The organism is Halobacillus sp. H74, assembly GCF_052246715.1.
Classification (GTDB): Bacteria; Bacillota; Bacilli; order Bacillales; family Halobacillaceae; genus Halobacillus; species Halobacillus litoralis_A.
In genome coordinates, this window is record NZ_JBQQCI010000004.1 from 16,021 (window position 1) to 33,745 (window position 17,725).

The 17,725-nt window shown below is 44.6% G+C and carries 12 protein-coding genes; 4 read left to right on the top strand and 8 right to left on the bottom strand.

Annotated elements, in window-relative coordinates; all coding sequences use genetic code 11:
* Positions 1-106: 106 nt before the first annotated feature.
* The gene (locus ACTWPX_RS09485; RefSeq protein WP_443119539.1) at positions 107-1,123 is read right to left on the bottom strand and encodes a GNAT family N-acetyltransferase; all 1,017 of its coding nucleotides are present in this window, start codon (positions 1,121-1,123) and stop codon (positions 107-109) included.
* Between the two features lie 87 nt (positions 1,124-1,210).
* Positions 1,211-2,671 carry an O-antigen ligase family protein gene (locus tag ACTWPX_RS09490; RefSeq protein WP_443119540.1) on the bottom strand — a complete coding sequence of 487 codons (1,461 nt, stop codon included), beginning with the start codon at positions 2,669-2,671 and terminating at the stop codon, positions 1,211-1,213.
* A gap of 480 nt (positions 2,672-3,151) precedes the next feature.
* Here ACTWPX_RS09490 and ACTWPX_RS09495 point away from each other — a divergent pair, with 480 nt between their 5' ends.
* On the top strand, positions 3,152-4,429 hold the full coding sequence (locus ACTWPX_RS09495; RefSeq protein WP_443119541.1) for a nucleotide sugar dehydrogenase: 1,278 nt from the start codon (positions 3,152-3,154) through the stop codon (positions 4,427-4,429).
* A gap of 16 nt (positions 4,430-4,445) precedes the next feature.
* Positions 4,446-5,159 (top strand): WecB/TagA/CpsF family glycosyltransferase, encoded by a 714-nt coding sequence (locus ACTWPX_RS09500; RefSeq protein WP_128525688.1) that lies wholly within the window; start codon positions 4,446-4,448, stop codon positions 5,157-5,159.
* Between the two features lie 31 nt (positions 5,160-5,190).
* Here the strand turns inward: ACTWPX_RS09500 and csaB are convergent, their stop codons facing one another.
* The 4 genes from csaB to ACTWPX_RS09520 all read right to left on the bottom strand — a co-directional run bounded on the left by csaB (position 5,191) and on the right by ACTWPX_RS09520 (position 10,604).
* Positions 5,191-6,261, bottom strand: a complete 1,071-nt coding sequence (gene csaB / locus ACTWPX_RS09505; protein ID WP_443119542.1) for a polysaccharide pyruvyl transferase CsaB — start codon at positions 6,259-6,261, stop codon at positions 5,191-5,193.
* 24 nt (positions 6,262-6,285) lie between these two features.
* Positions 6,286-7,842, bottom strand: coding sequence for a putative polysaccharide biosynthesis protein (locus tag ACTWPX_RS09510; RefSeq protein WP_443119985.1), 1,557 nt, complete (start codon positions 7,840-7,842; stop codon positions 6,286-6,288).
* Positions 7,839-8,570, bottom strand: coding sequence for a WecB/TagA/CpsF family glycosyltransferase (locus ACTWPX_RS09515; RefSeq protein WP_443119543.1), 732 nt, complete (start codon positions 8,568-8,570; stop codon positions 7,839-7,841). The genes ACTWPX_RS09510 and ACTWPX_RS09515 overlap by 4 nt, the downstream gene beginning before the upstream one ends.
* A gap of 102 nt (positions 8,571-8,672) precedes the next feature.
* The gene (locus tag ACTWPX_RS09520; RefSeq protein ID WP_443119544.1) at positions 8,673-10,604 is read right to left on the bottom strand and encodes an S-layer homology domain-containing protein; all 1,932 of its coding nucleotides are present in this window, start codon (positions 10,602-10,604) and stop codon (positions 8,673-8,675) included.
* Positions 10,605-10,966: 362 nt separating this feature from the next.
* Between ACTWPX_RS09520 and ACTWPX_RS09525 the strand changes: the two genes are divergently transcribed.
* Both ACTWPX_RS09525 and ACTWPX_RS09530 read left to right on the top strand, forming a co-directional pair.
* Positions 10,967-12,349, top strand: a complete 1,383-nt coding sequence (locus ACTWPX_RS09525; protein ID WP_443119545.1) for an N-acetylmuramoyl-L-alanine amidase — start codon at positions 10,967-10,969, stop codon at positions 12,347-12,349.
* A 62-nt stretch (positions 12,350-12,411) separates the two neighbouring features.
* Positions 12,412-14,058, top strand: a complete 1,647-nt coding sequence (locus tag ACTWPX_RS09530; protein WP_443119546.1) for a S8 family serine peptidase — start codon at positions 12,412-12,414, stop codon at positions 14,056-14,058.
* 102 nt (positions 14,059-14,160) lie between these two features.
* Here ACTWPX_RS09530 and ACTWPX_RS09535 read toward each other — a convergent pair whose 3' ends face one another.
* Both ACTWPX_RS09535 and ACTWPX_RS09540 read right to left on the bottom strand, forming a co-directional pair.
* Positions 14,161-15,372 carry a DHHW family protein gene (locus ACTWPX_RS09535; RefSeq protein ID WP_443119547.1) on the bottom strand — a complete coding sequence of 404 codons (1,212 nt, stop codon included), beginning with the start codon at positions 15,370-15,372 and terminating at the stop codon, positions 14,161-14,163.
* 11 nt (positions 15,373-15,383) lie between these two features.
* Positions 15,384-16,796, bottom strand: a complete 1,413-nt coding sequence (locus tag ACTWPX_RS09540) for an MBOAT family O-acyltransferase (protein WP_443119548.1) — start codon at positions 16,794-16,796, stop codon at positions 15,384-15,386.
* Between the last annotated feature and the right edge of the window lie 929 nt (positions 16,797-17,725).

A 17,725-nucleotide genomic window follows, 5' to 3' on the forward strand; every position in this document is an offset into this window, starting at 1 on the left:
TCGTCAGCATGCTCCTTTTTTATTTTCTAGGAAATTATAGAAAATATAATTGAATCAAAAGCGCAAGCGCCTTGGTCATCCCCAGGGCGCTTGCGCTTTATTTCGTTTAAAATGAATCGACATCCCCTGGAGTGATGAACCACTTCTCAGCATCATTCAATTCTGCAGCATGGCCTGCTACCTCTTTACCGACAAGAGGCATCGGGCTGTCTTTATGGACAAACCCTTTTGCTTTTAAAGCTTTTGCCGCTGTCGTATGGGTCAATGCCCATGTTTGAATGACGTCCGTCTGATGCAATTCGTTCATGGCGTGGTGAAGGAGGTGCGGCCATGTAGCTTCTTCAATGGCGAGCCAGTCAATGATCAGTCCATTGTGAAAGGCGCCCTGCGCTTGATGGGTGACGACATAACCTTGCAGCTCGTCTTCGCGGTATAAGCCTTGCATGACGTAATCTTTGGTAGGATGGTCGAAAAAACGCCAATTCAAATACTGGGAATCGCGCACGATCATGGCATGGCTTTGATGTTTGGCCAGCTCGGCCAGCTGATCGAAAGTCTCGTCACATTGATGGATGGTGCGGATTTCATAGTCACTTTCCACCTGTTTTGATTGGCGGATGCTGGTGTAGAGCCGGTCTAAAGGCTGCAGTAATTTCAACGGTTTGAACTTTGATGCCAAAAGCGACATGGGCTTTTGGACATACATCCAGCGAGGCATGTCTGTCATATGTGTACCACCAGTGTATCTTAGAAACAACTCCTTGGCTTTCGGGGCAGGGAATCCATAGAGAAAATCGATACCTGCCTGGTCTGCTTCCTCGATTAGTGAAGTGTTGAGTTTTTTATAAATCCCTTTTCCACGCGCATCCGGGTCCACCATTGTGTCGACACGTAAACCGATTTTCTTTTTTTCTCCATTGATAAAGGCGTCTGTCACCCATAAGCTGATATGTCCAAGGATGTGACCATTTTCTTCATAAACAAGGATGAAAGGCTGCTTTTGTTTAGGATTGTCGATGAACTTCCATTTCCACGTTGAAAAAGTCATTTCCTGATCGAATGTTTTTTGGAACAAGGACTGGATGAGAGTTTCATCCCCGCTCCGGTAATGTCTGACTGTCATGGGAGATCTCTTTCCTTTCTTTTGTAACTATATAATCCAAAGAAAGGAGAGACCCTCTATAGTGGTACTCTCCTTTCTTACGTTCATTTATGCAGATGTTTTTGACTTGCGGATTTCTTTGTTCAAGTTAAGCATGTTGGTAAGAAGCAGCACCATGCTGATCGCCAAATAAAAGCTTACTGCTGGTGCGTATAAGACGTGGCCAGCCAAGAAGGCGATCCCTGTTCCGAACCCGATTGATAGCATGATCAGTATGTTTTGAGGATGCAGCACCCTGCCAGGAGCCTGGAAGAGTAACTTGATAACCAGACCGGCGATCAATAAGAACGGCAGCAGAATCAAAGCTATTCCTAAAATCCCGAATGAAAAGAACAAATCAAAGAAGTCCATTTCAATTAATTTGCGGATTTCTTCGTAGTTTCCGGCATAACCCATGCCGAATGTTTTCTGAATCACATCAGCTTCCTCGTACATCCCGAATATATGGGTGAAATAGATATTCCGTGAGCTTAAGATAATCTTCAAAATCGGCGATTGGATCAAGTTCTGCTCTCCAAGCGCTGCAGCAGCATCGTCACCGCCGACTGTTCCGCCGTTTTCTCCTGAATCCGTTTCTCCGTCTTCACTTCCGAAACCACCTTCGCCGCCTTGTTCAGCTTCTTCCCGTTGCTCATTGATCTGTCCGACATCTCCGGAAACGTTGGAGAAAGTAGGAGAGAATGGAGTAGCAATCAGGAAAATAGCCAAGAACAGAAGCGAGGCGATCAATCTCAATTGCAGGTGAGGCTCTTTTGTTTTTTTCTTGATCAGATAGATGATCCAATAGATCAAGTAACTGGCAAATACAATGATCGCAGCACCTAAGACGGCAAAGAAGCCGACTTTTGTACCAAGTAGAATAGAGACAGAGGCAAGCATCAACATTGGAATGAAGTAATACCATTTACGCAGGTGGTCGACTTTATTCAATGTGTATATATAGACGAGTGGAAAAGCGATCGCTACAATCGATCCAAGTTCATTTCCTGAATTGAACCAGCCTTTGAAGCCGAATTTGTTCCACTCATAAGTATCTGAAGAAGTTCCTGTGATAATAGCCAGGAATAAAGATAAAGATACAATAAGCATGGCTAATGAAATAGCCTTCAGTATTTGTGAACGCATGAATGATACCTGGTTCATTGTGGTAAACATTAAGAGGTAGGCACCCAGCATCACTGGGAAATAGACTGTTTTAGCTAAGAATTGAAGCTCTAAGAATGGGTCGAAGATCGGCTTTGCGAAATAGTTGTAAACAAGGCCGATGGTTAAGACAGCAGCTAGAGCAACTAAATATCCGATGACATATTTTTTCAGCTTACTCGAATTACCGAAAAAGATGAACCACAAGGACACTCCCATGAAAAGCACGCGGACAATGATGCCGATGGTCAAGCTCAAGTCCGTCGCCTTCAGTGAAAAGTATGTGAGGACATCTAAGATCGGTTGAAGAACGATAAAAAGCAATAACAGCTTTTTAAAGAGATCTTTGTTAATCAGTTTGGACATATAGAACACCCCAATAAATTGATCCTAAGTAATGGTAGAAGCCACATTGAAGTATAAACTATTAACAAGACACTGTCTATCCATAATCCAGCCTGTGTAAAGATAATTAGTTAATGAAGTTTTTATTGAATCGAAGAGGGAAAAGGAAGTATAATTGAGTTATGTGAATCAGTGATCATAATAGAAAAATGATGGAAAATAAGATACAATTGATTTTTGAGTATATCTTACATTCTGATTGGATTTTTATCTAGTGTCAGCTTAAGAATATTATTGCTCAAACGTCATAAAGATGAAAAGATATCGAACAATATGATGGAGTGTTTCGTCAGCTATCACTTTTATAGGAAACGTCAGGGGTTTTCAACTGCATAGGTTCAAACTGCCGCCACGGGTCAGGTGGAACGGCAGGATAACTATGTACTTAAATATATAGATCAACAGCTAAGAATGCCTGGAATGAGAAAGGGAGTATATGGAATGAAGAAGTCACTTTGCGTCGTAGGGCTTGGTTATATCGGCCTTCCGACTTCTGTCATGTTTGCAATTCATGGCCACCAAGTTCACGGGGTGGATGTTAACCATAAAGCTGTAGAAATGATTAATAACAAACAGCTTCATATTGAAGAGAATGGTTTACAGGAACGTCTGGAGGAAGCTGTGGATGCTGGAAACTTCAAGGCAGGGCTTGAGCCAGTGGAAGCGGACGTATTTGTGATTGCCGTCCCTTCACCTATTCGTGAAGATAAGACAGCCAATCTTGATTATGTAAGAAAAGCCACGGAAGCTATTGTTCCATTTGTGAAAGAAGGTAACCTTGTCATCCTGGAATCGACGGTACCGCCAAGAACTGTGGAAGACGTCATGGTCCCTGTCTTGAAGGAGACGGGCTTGGATATCGGAAAAGAGCTGTTCATTTCCCATTCTCCAGAACGCGTGATCCCGGGGAAAGTTTTCCAAGAGCTGGTGGACAATGATCGCATCGTAGGCGGCATCAACGAAACGTCCTCAACGATGACAAAAGAGCTTTATGAATCTTTTGTCAAAGGGAACATCCATCTGACGGATGCGACGACAGCGGAAATGGCTAAAGTCATTGAAAATACTTATCGTGATGTCAATATTGCATTTGCTAATGAGCTCGCACTGATCAGTGATAAAATCGGTGTGAATTCATGGGAAGCAATCAAACTGGCGAATTATCACCCGCGTGTGAATATCCACACCCCAGGACCGGGAGTGGGCGGTCACTGTATCGCAGTCGATCCTTGGTTCCTGGCTGAGATCGAGCCGGACCTTTCCAAAATCATTCAGCTATCGCGCAACACGAACGACCATATGCCGGTTTATGCGGCAGAACAAATCCAAAAAATCGCCAAAGAACAATTCATCCATGACCCGAAGGTGGCTTTGTTCGGCCTTTCTTTCAAGGCGAATATCGACGACCAAAGAGAGAGTCCGTCTCTTAAGGTGATTATGGAGTTAGTTGAAAAAGGTATCAGCTTCAAGACCTTTGACCCGCATATCAAAGAAAATGTCGCATCGAATCAGACACAGAGTATGGATGAGGCATTAGAAGATGCAGATATCCTTGTCATCCTGACTGACCATGATGAATTCAAACAACTTGATCCTGCAAATATTAAAGGTAAAATGAAGAATAGACTTGTCTTTGATACGAAAAATGCGTTATCGTTAGATGAATGGAAAAATGCTGGCTTCATAGCGAAACGCTTAGGAGATTCAAAAAACGGATAAGGGTCTAGGTGAAAACATGAAGGAAAAGTTTTTAGGGGTTGACGTAAGTAATTTCACATACGATCAGCTTAAAGAAAATATAATAACGGATATAGATGAGAACCGGAAGTCCTTTATTGTGGCCATCAACCCTGAAAAGATTCTGCAGGCGCAAAGGGATGAAAGTTTGCTGTATCTCCTGAATCAAGCCACTTATCAAATACCGGATGGAGTAGGTATACTTATTGCTTCCAGACTCAACGGCGGGACGATCAGAGAAAGGGTCACTGGTATTGATATGCTGCTTGCCCTTTGTGAGCAAGCTTCCCTCCATGATAAATCCGTTTTCTTATATGGTGCGAAGCCAGGCGTGGCAGATGAAGCGAAAGATCGTCTTAGAGAAATGTACCCAGAATTAAGAATCGCAGGAGTTCTTGATGGGTATGTGAAAGACTATGAATACATCAAGGAAACAATTAATGAAGCAAAACCTGATATTATTTTTGTTGCTCTCGGTAGCCCCAGACAGGAGCATTGGATTGTCGATCATATGGATGAATTGGATGTGAAGGTCTTCCAGGGTGTAGGTGGATCGTTTGATGTCCTTTCAGGAAAAGTGAAGCGCGCCCCTGGTGCTTTTCAAAAAGTCGGCCTCGAATGGTTGTATCGTTTGATCAAGGAACCGTGGAGAATCAAAAGACAAATAAAGCTTCCTACTTTCTTAGTGAAAGTTTGGAAATCAAGAAAATAGAGAGCATGCCGTCAAGGGGACGGCATGCTCTCTATTTTTTATGTCTGAAACAGGCGAGCGCTTCCTTGGCTGCCTGAGTGGCTTCTGAGCGTAGCGGACGCACCCTGACGCTCAATTTCTCTTTATAAAATTCCAGACTGGCATAAAGGCGGTCGATTTCCTCGATCAGCGATTGTGGGGACCAAGAATCATCGTCGACGTGAGCGGTGACAGGGAAGTCCAGCTGCTCGGCTAACGCATCTATTTTTGGATCATAGGAAAGGGCTGCAAAAGGAACGTTGCAAATCCCTGCGAAGATAAGCGCATGGAGCCTCATCCCGATCAGCAGATGGGATCGGGAGATGATCGATAACTTCTCATCGATGGACAGATCCACGGAATGGACGACAGTTTCCTCGCTGAGGGAGGCGGCCACCTTTGCAGAAAATGCCTCATCGGACGTGCCATGCATCGGAACGAAATGGATCACAAAACCGTTTTTACTGTAATGGTCGAGGACTGATGTCAGCTTATCGCGATATTTCTCTCCGCCCTTCCACTCACGAATACTGACGGCGAGCACTGGTTTTTTCGCGGGCTTTCCAATGCTTTGCGGATGGAAGTCATAACCGAAAACAGGATCCGGGAAAAGGTGGACCGGAGGGGAGACTTTGATTTCTTCTAATAATTGTCGTGAATGTTGATCCCGGACGGATAATCCGTCGACTCGATTCAAAGCGAACCTCACTAAACGGCGGCTCGATTTCTTATAGAAGGGGCCCATTCCTTGTGCATAGACATAGACGGGTTTCTTCAGCCATTTGGCGAGGTGGATGATCCCTGTATAATAAAGCACGGACCTTGGACCGGTCGCGTCTTGCAGTAAGCTTCCCCCGCCGCTGATCAACCCATCAGACTCCTTCAAAACCTTAGCGATTTCCTTGAATCGCCATCGGTTTACGGCATCGACGCCATACGTTTCCACCGTATGGGCGGGGTTTTGAGAAAGTACTGTAATGTGGATGGTCGGTTCGATAGCTTTCAACTGCTGGATCATTGCCTTTAGGATCGCTTCATCTCCAGTATTGTCAAAGCCGTAATAACCGGATAGGACGATTTTCATTTTCCGGCTCCCTTCCTTGTGGTATTAACGTTTCCATTTAGATAAGAATGGAACCTGTTGTAACATGCGCTGATCGATGGCTTTCCACTGCAACAAGCTGAACCCGTAAAGGATCATATAGGTGAATGAAGCGAGCACAACGAAAAGAAGAGCCCCGCCACGTGACCATTCAGCTGGTTCTATAAATAGGTAAGTGAGTGCTGTGATTCCCCCAAGCATGGTGGCTGTCCCTATGACTTTCGCTAAGTTTCCATGGTCGGGATTTAGTTGGATGCGCTGCTGGATCATCCGGCTATTGATGATGACGACGAGCATATAAGTAACCAGCGATCCGAGTGCTGCTCCTTCAATACCAAACGCGGGGACAAAAAGGAAGTTGCTGATCCCTTTGACAGCGGCACCACCAAGGATGATGATGGCAGCGATTCGGGTAGCGTTCATTCCCTGCAGGATCGCTGTACCGACGAGCGTCAAGGAAATGAAGGCAGAGCTCAAGCTTACTATACTGATCATCAGGCTTCCTTCCGTATCAGTGAAGAGGGCGATGTTGATCGGAACCGTCAGGACGATCAGTAAGATGGCGACAGGCCATGATAGGACATGAGTCAGCCCGCGGGTGGTTTCGATCAGAGCCCCGGCCTCCTTCAGCTCTCCATCATTGACGTGCTTCGTTAAAGAAGGAATCAGAGGGAGTATGACTGATGTAGCAAAAACTGTCGCGATCTGAACAAGGGCGAGGCTTCGTCCATAGATTCCATAAAGGAAGGTGACCTGGTCATCTCCTCCGTGGTGGACCTGCAGATTATAAGGAACTGTGACCGAGTCGACGACGTTAAAAAGAGCCATAGTCAGGGTGCCTATGGCAATCGGAAGCGATACGGAAAGAATCTTCTTCCCCCACTTTTTAAAAATGGAAAAACTGTATCCTTGCACAACCTGGACTTGAATCGTGGACTTCTGCAAACGTTTTTTTAAATAAATCAATGAGGCGGTTGCCCCGATAAATGAGCCGATCATAATGCCGGCAGCGATCGTCGTGTCATTATAATTCATCGCTGTTAACGCGTAGGCAGCGGCTAAGATGATGAGCACCCTGATAAATTGTTCGATCACTTGAGAGATGGCTGTTGGACGCATGTCTTCAAAGCCTTGGAAATAGCCACGGTCGACAGCCATATAAGGAGCGACCAGCAGGGTGAAGGATACAACAATCAACGAAGGCTCGGTCGCGCTTCCACCGATCATTTGCGAAATCGGATGTGAGAACACCAAAAGAAAGCCCATACTACTTATTCCAAGCAATAGGGCCAAAATGCGTGCAGTCTTTTGAATGTGGTGAATGTCAGCTTCTGTTCCAGACGAACGTGCCTCAGCAATCAGCTTGGAAATGGCGATCGGAATGCCTGCAACTGACAGGATAAGGGCCACCATATAAACTGGATAAACAAGGCTGAAAATTCCTAACACTTCATCTCCGGCGATGTTTTGCAGCGGTACGCGGAAAAGGCTTCCTAAAAGCTTGGAAGTCAACGTCGCAATGGTCAGAATGAGCGTACTCTTAAGAAACAGGGAAGGCTTCATGGCTGTTTCCCGGCCTTTTGCCGAAGGACTTTGTAAGTGAAGCGGGGGAGAGCATGCATTCTTCTCCAGCGGCTCGGCTGTTTCATAAGTCTGTACAGCCACTCTAAATTCATGTTCTGCCACCGCATCGGTGCCCTCTTCACATCTCCAGAAACGACATCGATACTTCCGCCGACACAGATGAAGACGCCTTGATTGAATTTATTATAGTTCTCAGCAATCCATCTTTCCTGCTTAGGGACACCTAATGCGACAAAGACGATATCCGGCTGGGCTTGGTGAATATCTTCAGCAACGGTATGGTCGTCCCACTCGAAATAGCCATTCCGTGAACCGACTACTTCTATATTAGGGTAATGGGCATTGATGTTGCGGACGGCTCTTTGCAATATATCTTCATGGGCGCCCAGTAAAAAGACGCGGTACTTTTTTTGTTCGGCTATTTGGAGGAATTCCATCATAATATCATAACCGGTCACCCGTTCAGGCAAGGGATCTTTCAGGAGCTTAGAAGCTTTTACGATGCCGATCCCATCAGCAGTTATGTACGAAGCGGCTTGTAAGCAATCCATATAATAGGAATCGTCATGAGCACGCATAACAATCTCGGGGTTAGCGGTGACGACGAAAGATTTTTCCCTTTGCTCGATATGTTGTTGTAGTTGTTGGACTAGAGTGACGTGGTCCATATTTGTGAAAGGTATTCCTAATATATTTACCTGCTTCATTTTATGATGTGACTCCTTTAATTAACACATTCCTGCTCTCCATAATATAACATAAAAAAGGAGCAACAATATAGTTGTTGCTCCTTCATTTTATAAACATGGTTATTTTGCGACAGGCAGCTTTTTGAAGCTGGTTCCGTAGGAGGAGAAACCATCACTGTAGGCGAATGTTTTTTCATATGAATCTTCGCCGATATTCTTAGGTGCAATTTCATACCAAGTGCCGTTCGCTTCGATTTCATCGAGGATTTGAACTGTCGTCCCCACTCTTGGCAGTTGGTACAGCTTATTGTCGCCAACCTCCGGATTCGCCCGGACATTTACGTAAGAAGCAACAGTTTGAGCAAGTTCATAGGCTTCCCCTTCTGGTCCGGTTTCATATTGGCCGCTCAAGTACTGATCTGCTCGATACATATGACCGGCAATTTTTTGACCCCAGTAAGCATCAGAAGCGTATTTCACGTTCATTCCGCTGCTCTTGTTGCCGAGGTGCGCGCCATTGTAAATGGAAGTGCTTGAATCGAAGTAACGGGGTACGATGAACTCTTCTGCAGCTTCCAGAATACCTTCTTCGTAACTTTCATATTCCCAAGCATCTTCGTAAGGGTTTCCGTCGTTTGCTCCGATTCCGAACAGGTTGTTTTTGTCTTTCGCGATTTTACTTTGGCCCCAGCTGCTTTCGTGGATTGCGTGGGCAAGAAGATAAAGGGCGTTTGTGCCATGCTCTTTTTCCGCTTTCTTGAAAGAATCTCCAGTACCGATCAATGGACTATCAGGGACCATGTGTGCTACATACTCATCAAGCTGTTCGCCTGTATACTCTGTTTCTGTATAAAGGGGCATTCTGTTGAAGTATTGGTAAGCTTCGCCTGCCAACGTCCCTGATTGATTGTAGAATGTATTTCCGTTTTCACTGTAGTATCTCGCATTTTCTTTCATGAAGTCTGGTGCAGCACCGTACATATACGAGGATGTGCGGTCTGTAATGGCATTGTACAAGCGGTGATAGAGATTACCATCGCTTACATAGTAATAGGATTCATCTTTGACCATATGATCTGGCGTCAAGTTGACTTTTTTCGGGTCGACATAGCCAACTGTATCAGCAAGGCGGATTTTAACCCAGTCTTCACTGATTTCGAGGACTTCTACATCTACTCCACTCGTTGTATAGGTGGTGTTAGATGTCATAGATTCAGAAGTATATAGAATCGTAAAGGCGTTGGTTGTTCCTTTTCCTTCATTGATCCAAACAATGTTACTTCCTTTCAGGACGACCTGGTCTCCGTCTGCATGAGCAACGGCCTCTTCGTATGTTTCATAGTCTCCGTGAATCGTAGGATCGTCATCTTGAGATAGAGTAGCTACCCGGTAATCCAACTCTTCAGGTGGCTCGAGCACATTCAACAGGCGGTTGATGACAGCCGCAGTTTCTCCACGGGAAGTCTTGTCAAAAGGTGCGAAATAAATTTTTCCATCTCTTTCTTTCCCATTGATGATGCCAAGGTCCGTCAATCGTTTGACAGCATCCTTTGCGTAAGATTTGATTTCATCCGTATCTTCAAACTTAAGGTCCTCTGCTTCACTAATGACACCTTTCAATTCGGCGGCACTTACCATAATCATTGCCATATCCTGGCGTGTTATGTAATCGGTCGGTCCGAAGTTTCCGTTCGGATACCCTTTGATCAGACCTTCGTCACTTGCAGCGATGATATATGGATAATACCATTTCTGCGGATCGACATCCCCGTAATTATAATCTTCAGAAGCGGCCACATCAGCAACTGTATCTTCTCCGAGCTGAATGTCGAGCGCTCTTACGATGAATGTCGTAAATTGGGCGCGTGTCACCTTGTCTTTTGGTCCGTATGTACCGTCACCGTAACCCTTCATGATGCCCGCTTCTACGAGGGCTCTCATTTCTTCTTCAAATAGCGTGCCTGTAATATCGTCTTCTGCCGAGGCAGTTGCTGGAGTCGTTATTCCGACAAAAAGGACGACCGTCAGACACATTAGAAGTATTTTCTTCATATAATTGTTTCCTCCTTGTCATGTTTTGTAATCATCTCTTAATCTAACAAAAATTCCGAAATCTGAATAGCGCTCGATTTACCTATTTTTACTAAAATATCAGCCTTTGAGAAAAATATCTTTCCTACCCAGATTTATCGCCAAAAAAACTTAAATTTTAAGATTTTATGACAAAAATATTAAAATAGGAAATTCGTTGGATAAAAAACCTGTCGTATTTTCCGATATAATAAGCAACTAGATGATGGTTACAATGACAATTATTGTAATTCGGAAAGGTGGTACGAGGAGAACTCTAGGAAATTCATTTTTCTGCTGTTTCTGCTTACGGGGATAAAATACATAAAGGAGTACGACTATAAATGGTAAAGAAAATGTCTGGTTTGCTTGTAGGTCTTCTTTTACTGAGTTTGGTTTTAGGTCAATATGATAAAGTTTCAGCATCGTCAATAGAGGGTATTCCATCTGCTTATGAAAATGAAATCACTTATCTGACAGGGAAATCGATCATCAAGGGTATGCCTGATGGTGCTTTCCATGGTTCTGATGAAGTGACAAGAGAACAAGCGGCTACAATGGTCGGACGTGCTTTGGATCTTGACGGGGAGCAAAGAAGTACTTCCTTTCCTGATGTAAACGAAGGTTCATTTGCTTCTGGGTACATACAGTCTGCCGTTGAAGAGGGAGTCATCAAGGGTTATCCGGATGGTACCTACAAACCGAAAGAAATTATGACACGTGGTGAAATGGCTTATTTGATTTCTAATGCTTTCAACTTGAAAGAGACGAGTGATGTTTCCTATAAAGATGTCAGCAATAAGAACAATGTTTATCACTCGGTCAACCTGCTTACAACAGCTGGAATCTCTGAAGGTGTGCCGGGCGGGTATTTCAAGCCGGAAAAAACAATCACACGTACAGAATTCGCTTTGTTCGTAGCTAGAGGGATGAACCCGGACTTCAAGGTTTCCCAAGAAGAGGAAGAGCCTTTAGAGGTGATTGATGAAAAAGTCGTCGACGCGGATTTCCTGAATGTCCGCCAAGGCCCTGGTGTCAACCACGAAAAAGTCGGTAAATTGGATCCGGGTGAGGTAGTTTCTGTTTACAAAAGAGAAGGAGATTGGGTTTACATCTCCTCTGGAAACACGAAAGGATATGTCAATTCCTACTATTTAATTGACAAACCGACGAAGAATTGGAAAATAGCTTTGGATCCAGGACATGGCGGCAGTGATCCTGGCGCAAGTGCGAATGGATTGATTGAGAAAAATGTCGTTCTTGATGTTGGTCTGAAAACAAGAGAAATTGTAGAAAATGCAGGAATTGATGTCGTCATGACACGTCAGTCTGACTGGTATCCATCACTGGACGGCCGGGTGGCGATCGCTACGAGAAACGATGCCGATGCATTCGTCAGCATCCACGCCAATGCCTTCATTAGCAGTGCAACTGGAGTGGAGACTTTCTATTATGCTGCGGGCTTATCCGACCGCGAATATGCGAGTGTGAAGCTGGCTTCATTCATCAACAATCGTCTGTACAAGGAAATGGATATGTCGAACCGTGGTGTGAAGAACGTCGGCTACCGTGTCGTCAAAGCGAATCCACTACCAGCTGTTCTGACTGAAATCGGATTCTTGACCAATGAGGAAGATTCTTCTAAACTTAAAACTCAGAAGTATCGTGAAGCAGCATCCAGAGCTGTTGCTCTTGGAATCGTTGACTATTATAATTGGAAAGAATAAGGAATAGAAGCGAACATATTGTTCGCTTCTATTTATTTTAGGATCCGAGAGGGGAAATGTTCATGAAACACGCACACAAGATTTGGCTTGGTTTTTTCATCATCCTGCTGGTCTCATCATTAGGGACTACGGCCTCAGCTGAAAGTTTACCGTCATCTGAGCGAATGATGATCGGATTTGAAGACTCTATCGATGAAAGACTGCTAGAAGAGATTTCCGCCGAGGTCCATCATACATATGAAAAAATGAATGTTGTTTCTGCATCCCTCGAAAAGGATAAAGTCAAAGAGTTACGTTCACATCCAGAGGTGAAATGGCTCGAAGAAGATCAGAAAGTGAAAACGAGTGCTCAAAAGCAGACATGGGGCTATGAAACTACGAAAATCGGACAATCCAGGGAATGGGGCCTCGCAGGTGAAGGGGTCAAAGTCGCTATTGTCGATACAGGAGTAGATAGCAGTCACCCCGACTTGAATATTAAAAAAGGTGTCAGTGTTTTGGATGAAACAGACAGCTGGCAGGATGACAATGGCCATGGCACCCATGTGGCAGGAGTGATCGGTGCCCAGGATAACGATGTAGGAATCGTAGGTGTTGCACCACAGTCAGAAATTTATGCCGTCAAAGCCCTTGATGAAGAAGGGGATGGCTGGGAAAGTGAAATCGTCGCAGGTGTCGAGTGGGCGATCGAGCAGAAGGTTGATATCATCAACTTGAGCTTGACTTCCTGTAAGCCATCCACTGGAATGAAGCAGACACTTGAGCGCGCAGAAAATGCTGGAATCACGGTTGTCGCAGCTTCAGGAAACGGAATTCTCTGCAGCGGGGAATATTTGAATGATGTCATGTATCCAGCACGCTACGAGAGTGTCATCAGTGTCGGCGCTGTCGATCAGAAGGATGCACGCGCGTTATTTTCCTATGGCGGCGAATCTTTGGACTTTGTAGCTCCCGGGACAAGCATTTACAGTTCCTACATCACGACAGATAAACACCCGGATGGCTATAGGAGTATGAATGGTACATCGATGGCAGCTCCTTATGTGAGCGGGGTTTTGGCTTTGACACTAGAGGCTTATCCTCATGCCACAGAGGAAGAAGTGAAAGACCTCCTTGTTGACAGGGTCATCGATCTTGGTGAAGCTGGAAAAGATTTCGACTACGGATATGGGCTGGTTCAATCGCTAGATCGTCCGTTTGCAGATGTCCGTCCTGGTGATTGGCATTATCCATACATCCGCAGTTTATATAAAGAGGAAATCGTCAAAGGAGTGGCAGACGGAAGGTATGCACCACTCGGTGAAATTTCCCGCGAAGAAGTCGTGACGATGATCGGTCGTGCGATCGGTCTTGACGGAACAAAACGGGCCTCCCATTTTCCTGATGTGGATGCTTCCACCTTTGGCTCTGGTTATATCGCATCGGCGGTCGAGGAAGGGTTCATCAAAGGTCTTCCTGATGGTACATTTGCACCGAAACAGAAGATTTCCCGAGGCGAAGTCGCCGTCATCATCGACCGGGTATTTGAACTTTCTCCAGACACAACAGTCTCGTTCCCGGATGTTTCTGAAGACTGCTACTGCTATGAAGCGGTAACAGCTGTAGCTTCTGCAGGAATCGTCAATGGTTTCCCTGACGGCACATTCGGTTCTGATGAAAACATCACGCGTTCTGAACTTGCTGCCGTTTTAGATCGGGCACTTGAATAAACACATGAAAAACGTCCTCTCCGGTAATTACGGGGAGGACGTTTTTATATATGAGTTTTTTTGCTCCAAATGAGCCACCATGGCTAAGTGCACCATGATGTTTTAGTCCTGGGACTCCGGAGGCTGATTGAATTCGTAAATCGCTCCAGCACTTGATGGGTCATTATACATCACCATGACGATGTCGAAATCGTGGTTCTCAATATACTCCATTAAGGAGCGGTCTTTGTTATGACGAGGGTCATAATACGTTGTTTCCTGAAATTGCTGGGCCATCAGGAATGATAACGCATTGACATAAGAATCCTTGATGATCAGCACTTTTTCACCTTCAGGTCGAGCAGGGTTGGTGATTTTCAATTCCCTGAAATCTGTCGTATGGAGGGTACTATAATAAACTTTTTCCTCGGTATCGTGGAAGGCGCGGCCGTAGATGTTCTGGTTATCGACACGCTCTCCTTCATTTTCTACTACAAAATCATCATAGGCATCGTCTTTAGGGAAAAACGCACATTTTCTTTCTTCGGTATCGACAGATAAATACAGCTGGCGGTTGAAGCTGCCGACGAATTCCTTCTCAGAAAGGCAGGAACGTTCATAGGCATCATGTGTAAGCTTTTCTGTAACCGGTGAAAATTCCTGGTTCTGCTCAGCCAGCCATTCAATGATTTTTCGGTACCCTTCAAAGGCGCCATAGCTGTTCCAATGGTGATCCGTTTTGAAAAATAGCTGCTTCATCTCTGAATCACTATAGTCTTCATTGAACTGTTCGATCATGTCCATTTTTTCCACTGAACGATCCAAAGAGTTCAAAAAGTAGTGCCGGACTTGGTCGTATGCGCCCCGTTCAATGTAATCAGGTAGCAGGAACTGCATGTTCGTCACTTTATGAGGCGTATTGATATAGTAGAAATCCATTCCTTTATTTTGTAATTCCTCGTTGAGGGCATTGACGTGCTCGGCTCCTTCTGCCAATTGATCTTCAGGGAAGGAATGATCCGGTTCTGTCGTAATCCACGCATCCTCAGATACATAGTATCCCAATAAAAAGGTCTTATCGAGAGTTGACTGGATGTTCAAATATGCCTTCAGCCAAACATCCCTGCCCGGGAACTGGTCGGTGAAAAATTGCTCGAACCGTTTCATGAATTCCCCGTTCACAATTTGATTTCCTTCTATAGGGGGAGCTGTAGCGAGCGAGCGGTTTTCGATATAAGATGTTTCTCTGACTGGACTGAAAATCATATAAAGACCGATTGTGAAAAGCGCGATTACAAATCCGATGGAAGTAAGGGCATTCCTCAATTTTTTCATCTCGTTCCCCCCTAGAATCTGAAGTAAATGAATGGGTTATAAGTCGAATTCACCAATTGGATCATAGAAGCGATCATCAATAGCATATAAAAAGCGGTCGACATCCATGGAAAAGTGACTTGGAAAGGCTTTTTCTTCTGGATGGAACTGGTCTTCTTTTTCAAATAGGGCAGAACCGGCATGCTGAATAGAATCCCTAAGGCGAAGATATACCAGTAATCGTTCAAATAGATGTAGCTTTGGCTGTCCATCAGCCCGTTGATCCCCATCCCGAACATCCGCTCGAGATAGGAGAGGGAATAGGTGAAATCATCGGCACGGAAGAAAACCCATCCGATCATGACAATCAATAGAAGGTAAAGATGCTGGAAGGGACGCCACAATTTCGAGAGAAGGTTCGCTCCCCCGAGCCGTTCCAGAGTGATCAGTACCCCATAATAAAACCCCCATGCCATGAAGGTCCAGCTGGCTCCGTGCCAGAAGCCGGTGATCGTCCAGACGATCAACAAATTGCGGATCGTTTTAGCCCCGCCTTTCCGGTTCCCACCCAAAGGAATATATACATAATCCCGGAACCAGGCTCCTAATGAAATGTGCCAGCGTTTCCAGAATTCCGTGACATTCAATGAGATATAAGGAAAGTTGAAGTTCTCGAGAAAGTCGAAGCCGAACATTTTACCAAGACCGATCGCCATATCACTATACCCGGAGAAATCGAAATAGATCTGCAGGGTGTAAGCGAGAATACCGATCCACGCCGTAGCTAAACTCAAATCATCTGTCGAACTCGTGAAGACTCCATCAGCGACCTCACCGAATGCATTCGCAAGCAGGACTTTTTTTGCTAAGCCGATGATGAAACGTCTGACACCATCAGAGAATTTATCCAACGTGACCTTCCGCTTCATCAGCTGTTCATTGATGGTGTTATATCTGACAATCGGTCCGGCGACCAATTGCGGGAAAAAGGATATGTAAAGAGCTAAAGAAATCAGGTTCTTTTGCGGTTCTACCTGCTTGCGATAAACATCAATGACATAGCTCATCGCCTGGAAAGTGAAAAAGGAAATCCCGATCGGAAGCGGAAGCTCTGTCAATTCCAATGACGTGTTGAATAAGCGATTCACATTTGTAATGAAGAAATCGGCATATTTGAAGTAACCGAGAATCGCCACATTTCCGATGATCGCTAAAGCTAAGTAAGCCTTCTTCCGTGCTGTATCCTTGCCGATCATTCTGCCAAGAAAGTAATTCATATGGATGGAGAAGAGCATGAGAAAAATATAGACTGGCTCTCCCCAGGCATAAAAGAACAGACTGGCGATCAATAGGATGATATTTTTAATAGGTTTAGGCGAGATGAAGTATGCCATTAGAATGATAGGCAAGAAACAGAACAGAAAGACTAAGTTACTGAATACCATGTTGTGTCCACCTTTTATGTAGGCTTTGTTCGAAACACTGGTTCCGTTGATTTAAAAAACGGAAAGGGCTCAGGGAAACGACTCGCTTTCCGTGGGCGTACGCTGAGCCTCCTCGAGCTTTTCGCGAAGCCCCTGGATAACGCTTTTCAATCTAGAGGAGCTGTTAACGTTGGTTGTTGCTTCTCACGAATCGCTTATCGGTGGATGCTTGCCGCGGGCACGGCCTCAGCTAACTTGGTCAAGAAGATCATTTGACCAAGTGGATCTTCGGCTCGTGCTTTTCCCGCAGGCGTCACCACCGAACGCTCATCGTGGAATCAACAGTGGTTCATCTTAAAAGAGTGTTTTCGCTTTCAAGTTAGGAGTTTCGCACATTCCACCCCGGCCAACGCCAGGTTTTCTTTCCTATACAAGACTTCCGTTGTTGTAAAAAAGAAAGAGCAGTGCCTCGCTTGTTTCCCACCGTCCTTTGCGTTGAAGGAAAACGGAACCTATAAAATATCTGAACAAGGTGAAGAACTCTTTAACATAGAGGAAAACCTAATTAATTATTAGATTGCAAGGTTGAGAGACTCCAGCGAGCAAAGCATCGAGACTTGAAGTTAGCTTAACTTGTCCCTTTCCTCATACTTTTCGGTTTACCTCGTTTTTTAATAGACGGGGTGTATGGGAGTGGGGCGGAAGTCTGTTGAATATATTATATACTGTCATTATGTGTGGAAATAGGACAAAAATTCCCAATCTATATTTTATCACTTTTTGTCAAAGAATGAAGGTTTGAAAGAAAAGATTTGAATAGTGGGGACTAGAGACCTGTGCTGATAGACTCTTAATAATTGCTTAATATTCTGAACTGTTACGTGCTGGTTTCGAAAATAAATTTAATGAAAATTTTTAGGTTTTTGTTAAAAAGTTAATAAAAACACCGA

Bases quoted from the DNA above. Each gene is read 5' to 3' on its own strand.
- ACTWPX_RS09485 (WP_443119539.1), bottom strand. From the start codon at position 1,123: ATGACAGTCAGACATTACCGGAGCGGGGATGAAACTCTCATCCAGTCC.
- ACTWPX_RS09490 (WP_443119540.1), bottom strand. From the start codon at position 2,671: ATGTCCAAACTGATTAACAAAGATCTCTTTAAAAAGCTGTTATTGCTT.
- ACTWPX_RS09535 (WP_443119547.1), bottom strand. From the start codon at position 15,372: ATGAAAAAATTGAGGAATGCCCTTACTTCCATCGGATTTGTAATCGCG.
- ACTWPX_RS09520 (WP_443119544.1), bottom strand. From the start codon at position 10,604: ATGAAGAAAATACTTCTAATGTGTCTGACGGTCGTCCTTTTTGTCGGA.
- ACTWPX_RS09510 (WP_443119985.1), bottom strand. From the start codon at position 7,842: ATGAAGCCTTCCCTGTTTCTTAAGAGTACGCTCATTCTGACCATTGCG.
- ACTWPX_RS09500 (WP_128525688.1), top strand. From the start codon at position 4,446: ATGAAGGAAAAGTTTTTAGGGGTTGACGTAAGTAATTTCACATACGAT.
- ACTWPX_RS09495 (WP_443119541.1), top strand. From the start codon at position 3,152: ATGAAGAAGTCACTTTGCGTCGTAGGGCTTGGTTATATCGGCCTTCCG.
- ACTWPX_RS09530 (WP_443119546.1), top strand. From the start codon at position 12,412: ATGAAACACGCACACAAGATTTGGCTTGGTTTTTTCATCATCCTGCTG.
- csaB (WP_443119542.1), bottom strand. From the start codon at position 6,261: ATGAAAATCGTCCTATCCGGTTATTACGGCTTTGACAATACTGGAGAT.
- ACTWPX_RS09525 (WP_443119545.1), top strand. From the start codon at position 10,967: ATGGTAAAGAAAATGTCTGGTTTGCTTGTAGGTCTTCTTTTACTGAGT.
- ACTWPX_RS09515 (WP_443119543.1), bottom strand. From the start codon at position 8,570: ATGAAGCAGGTAAATATATTAGGAATACCTTTCACAAATATGGACCAC.
- ACTWPX_RS09540 (WP_443119548.1), bottom strand. From the start codon at position 16,796: ATGGTATTCAGTAACTTAGTCTTTCTGTTCTGTTTCTTGCCTATCATT.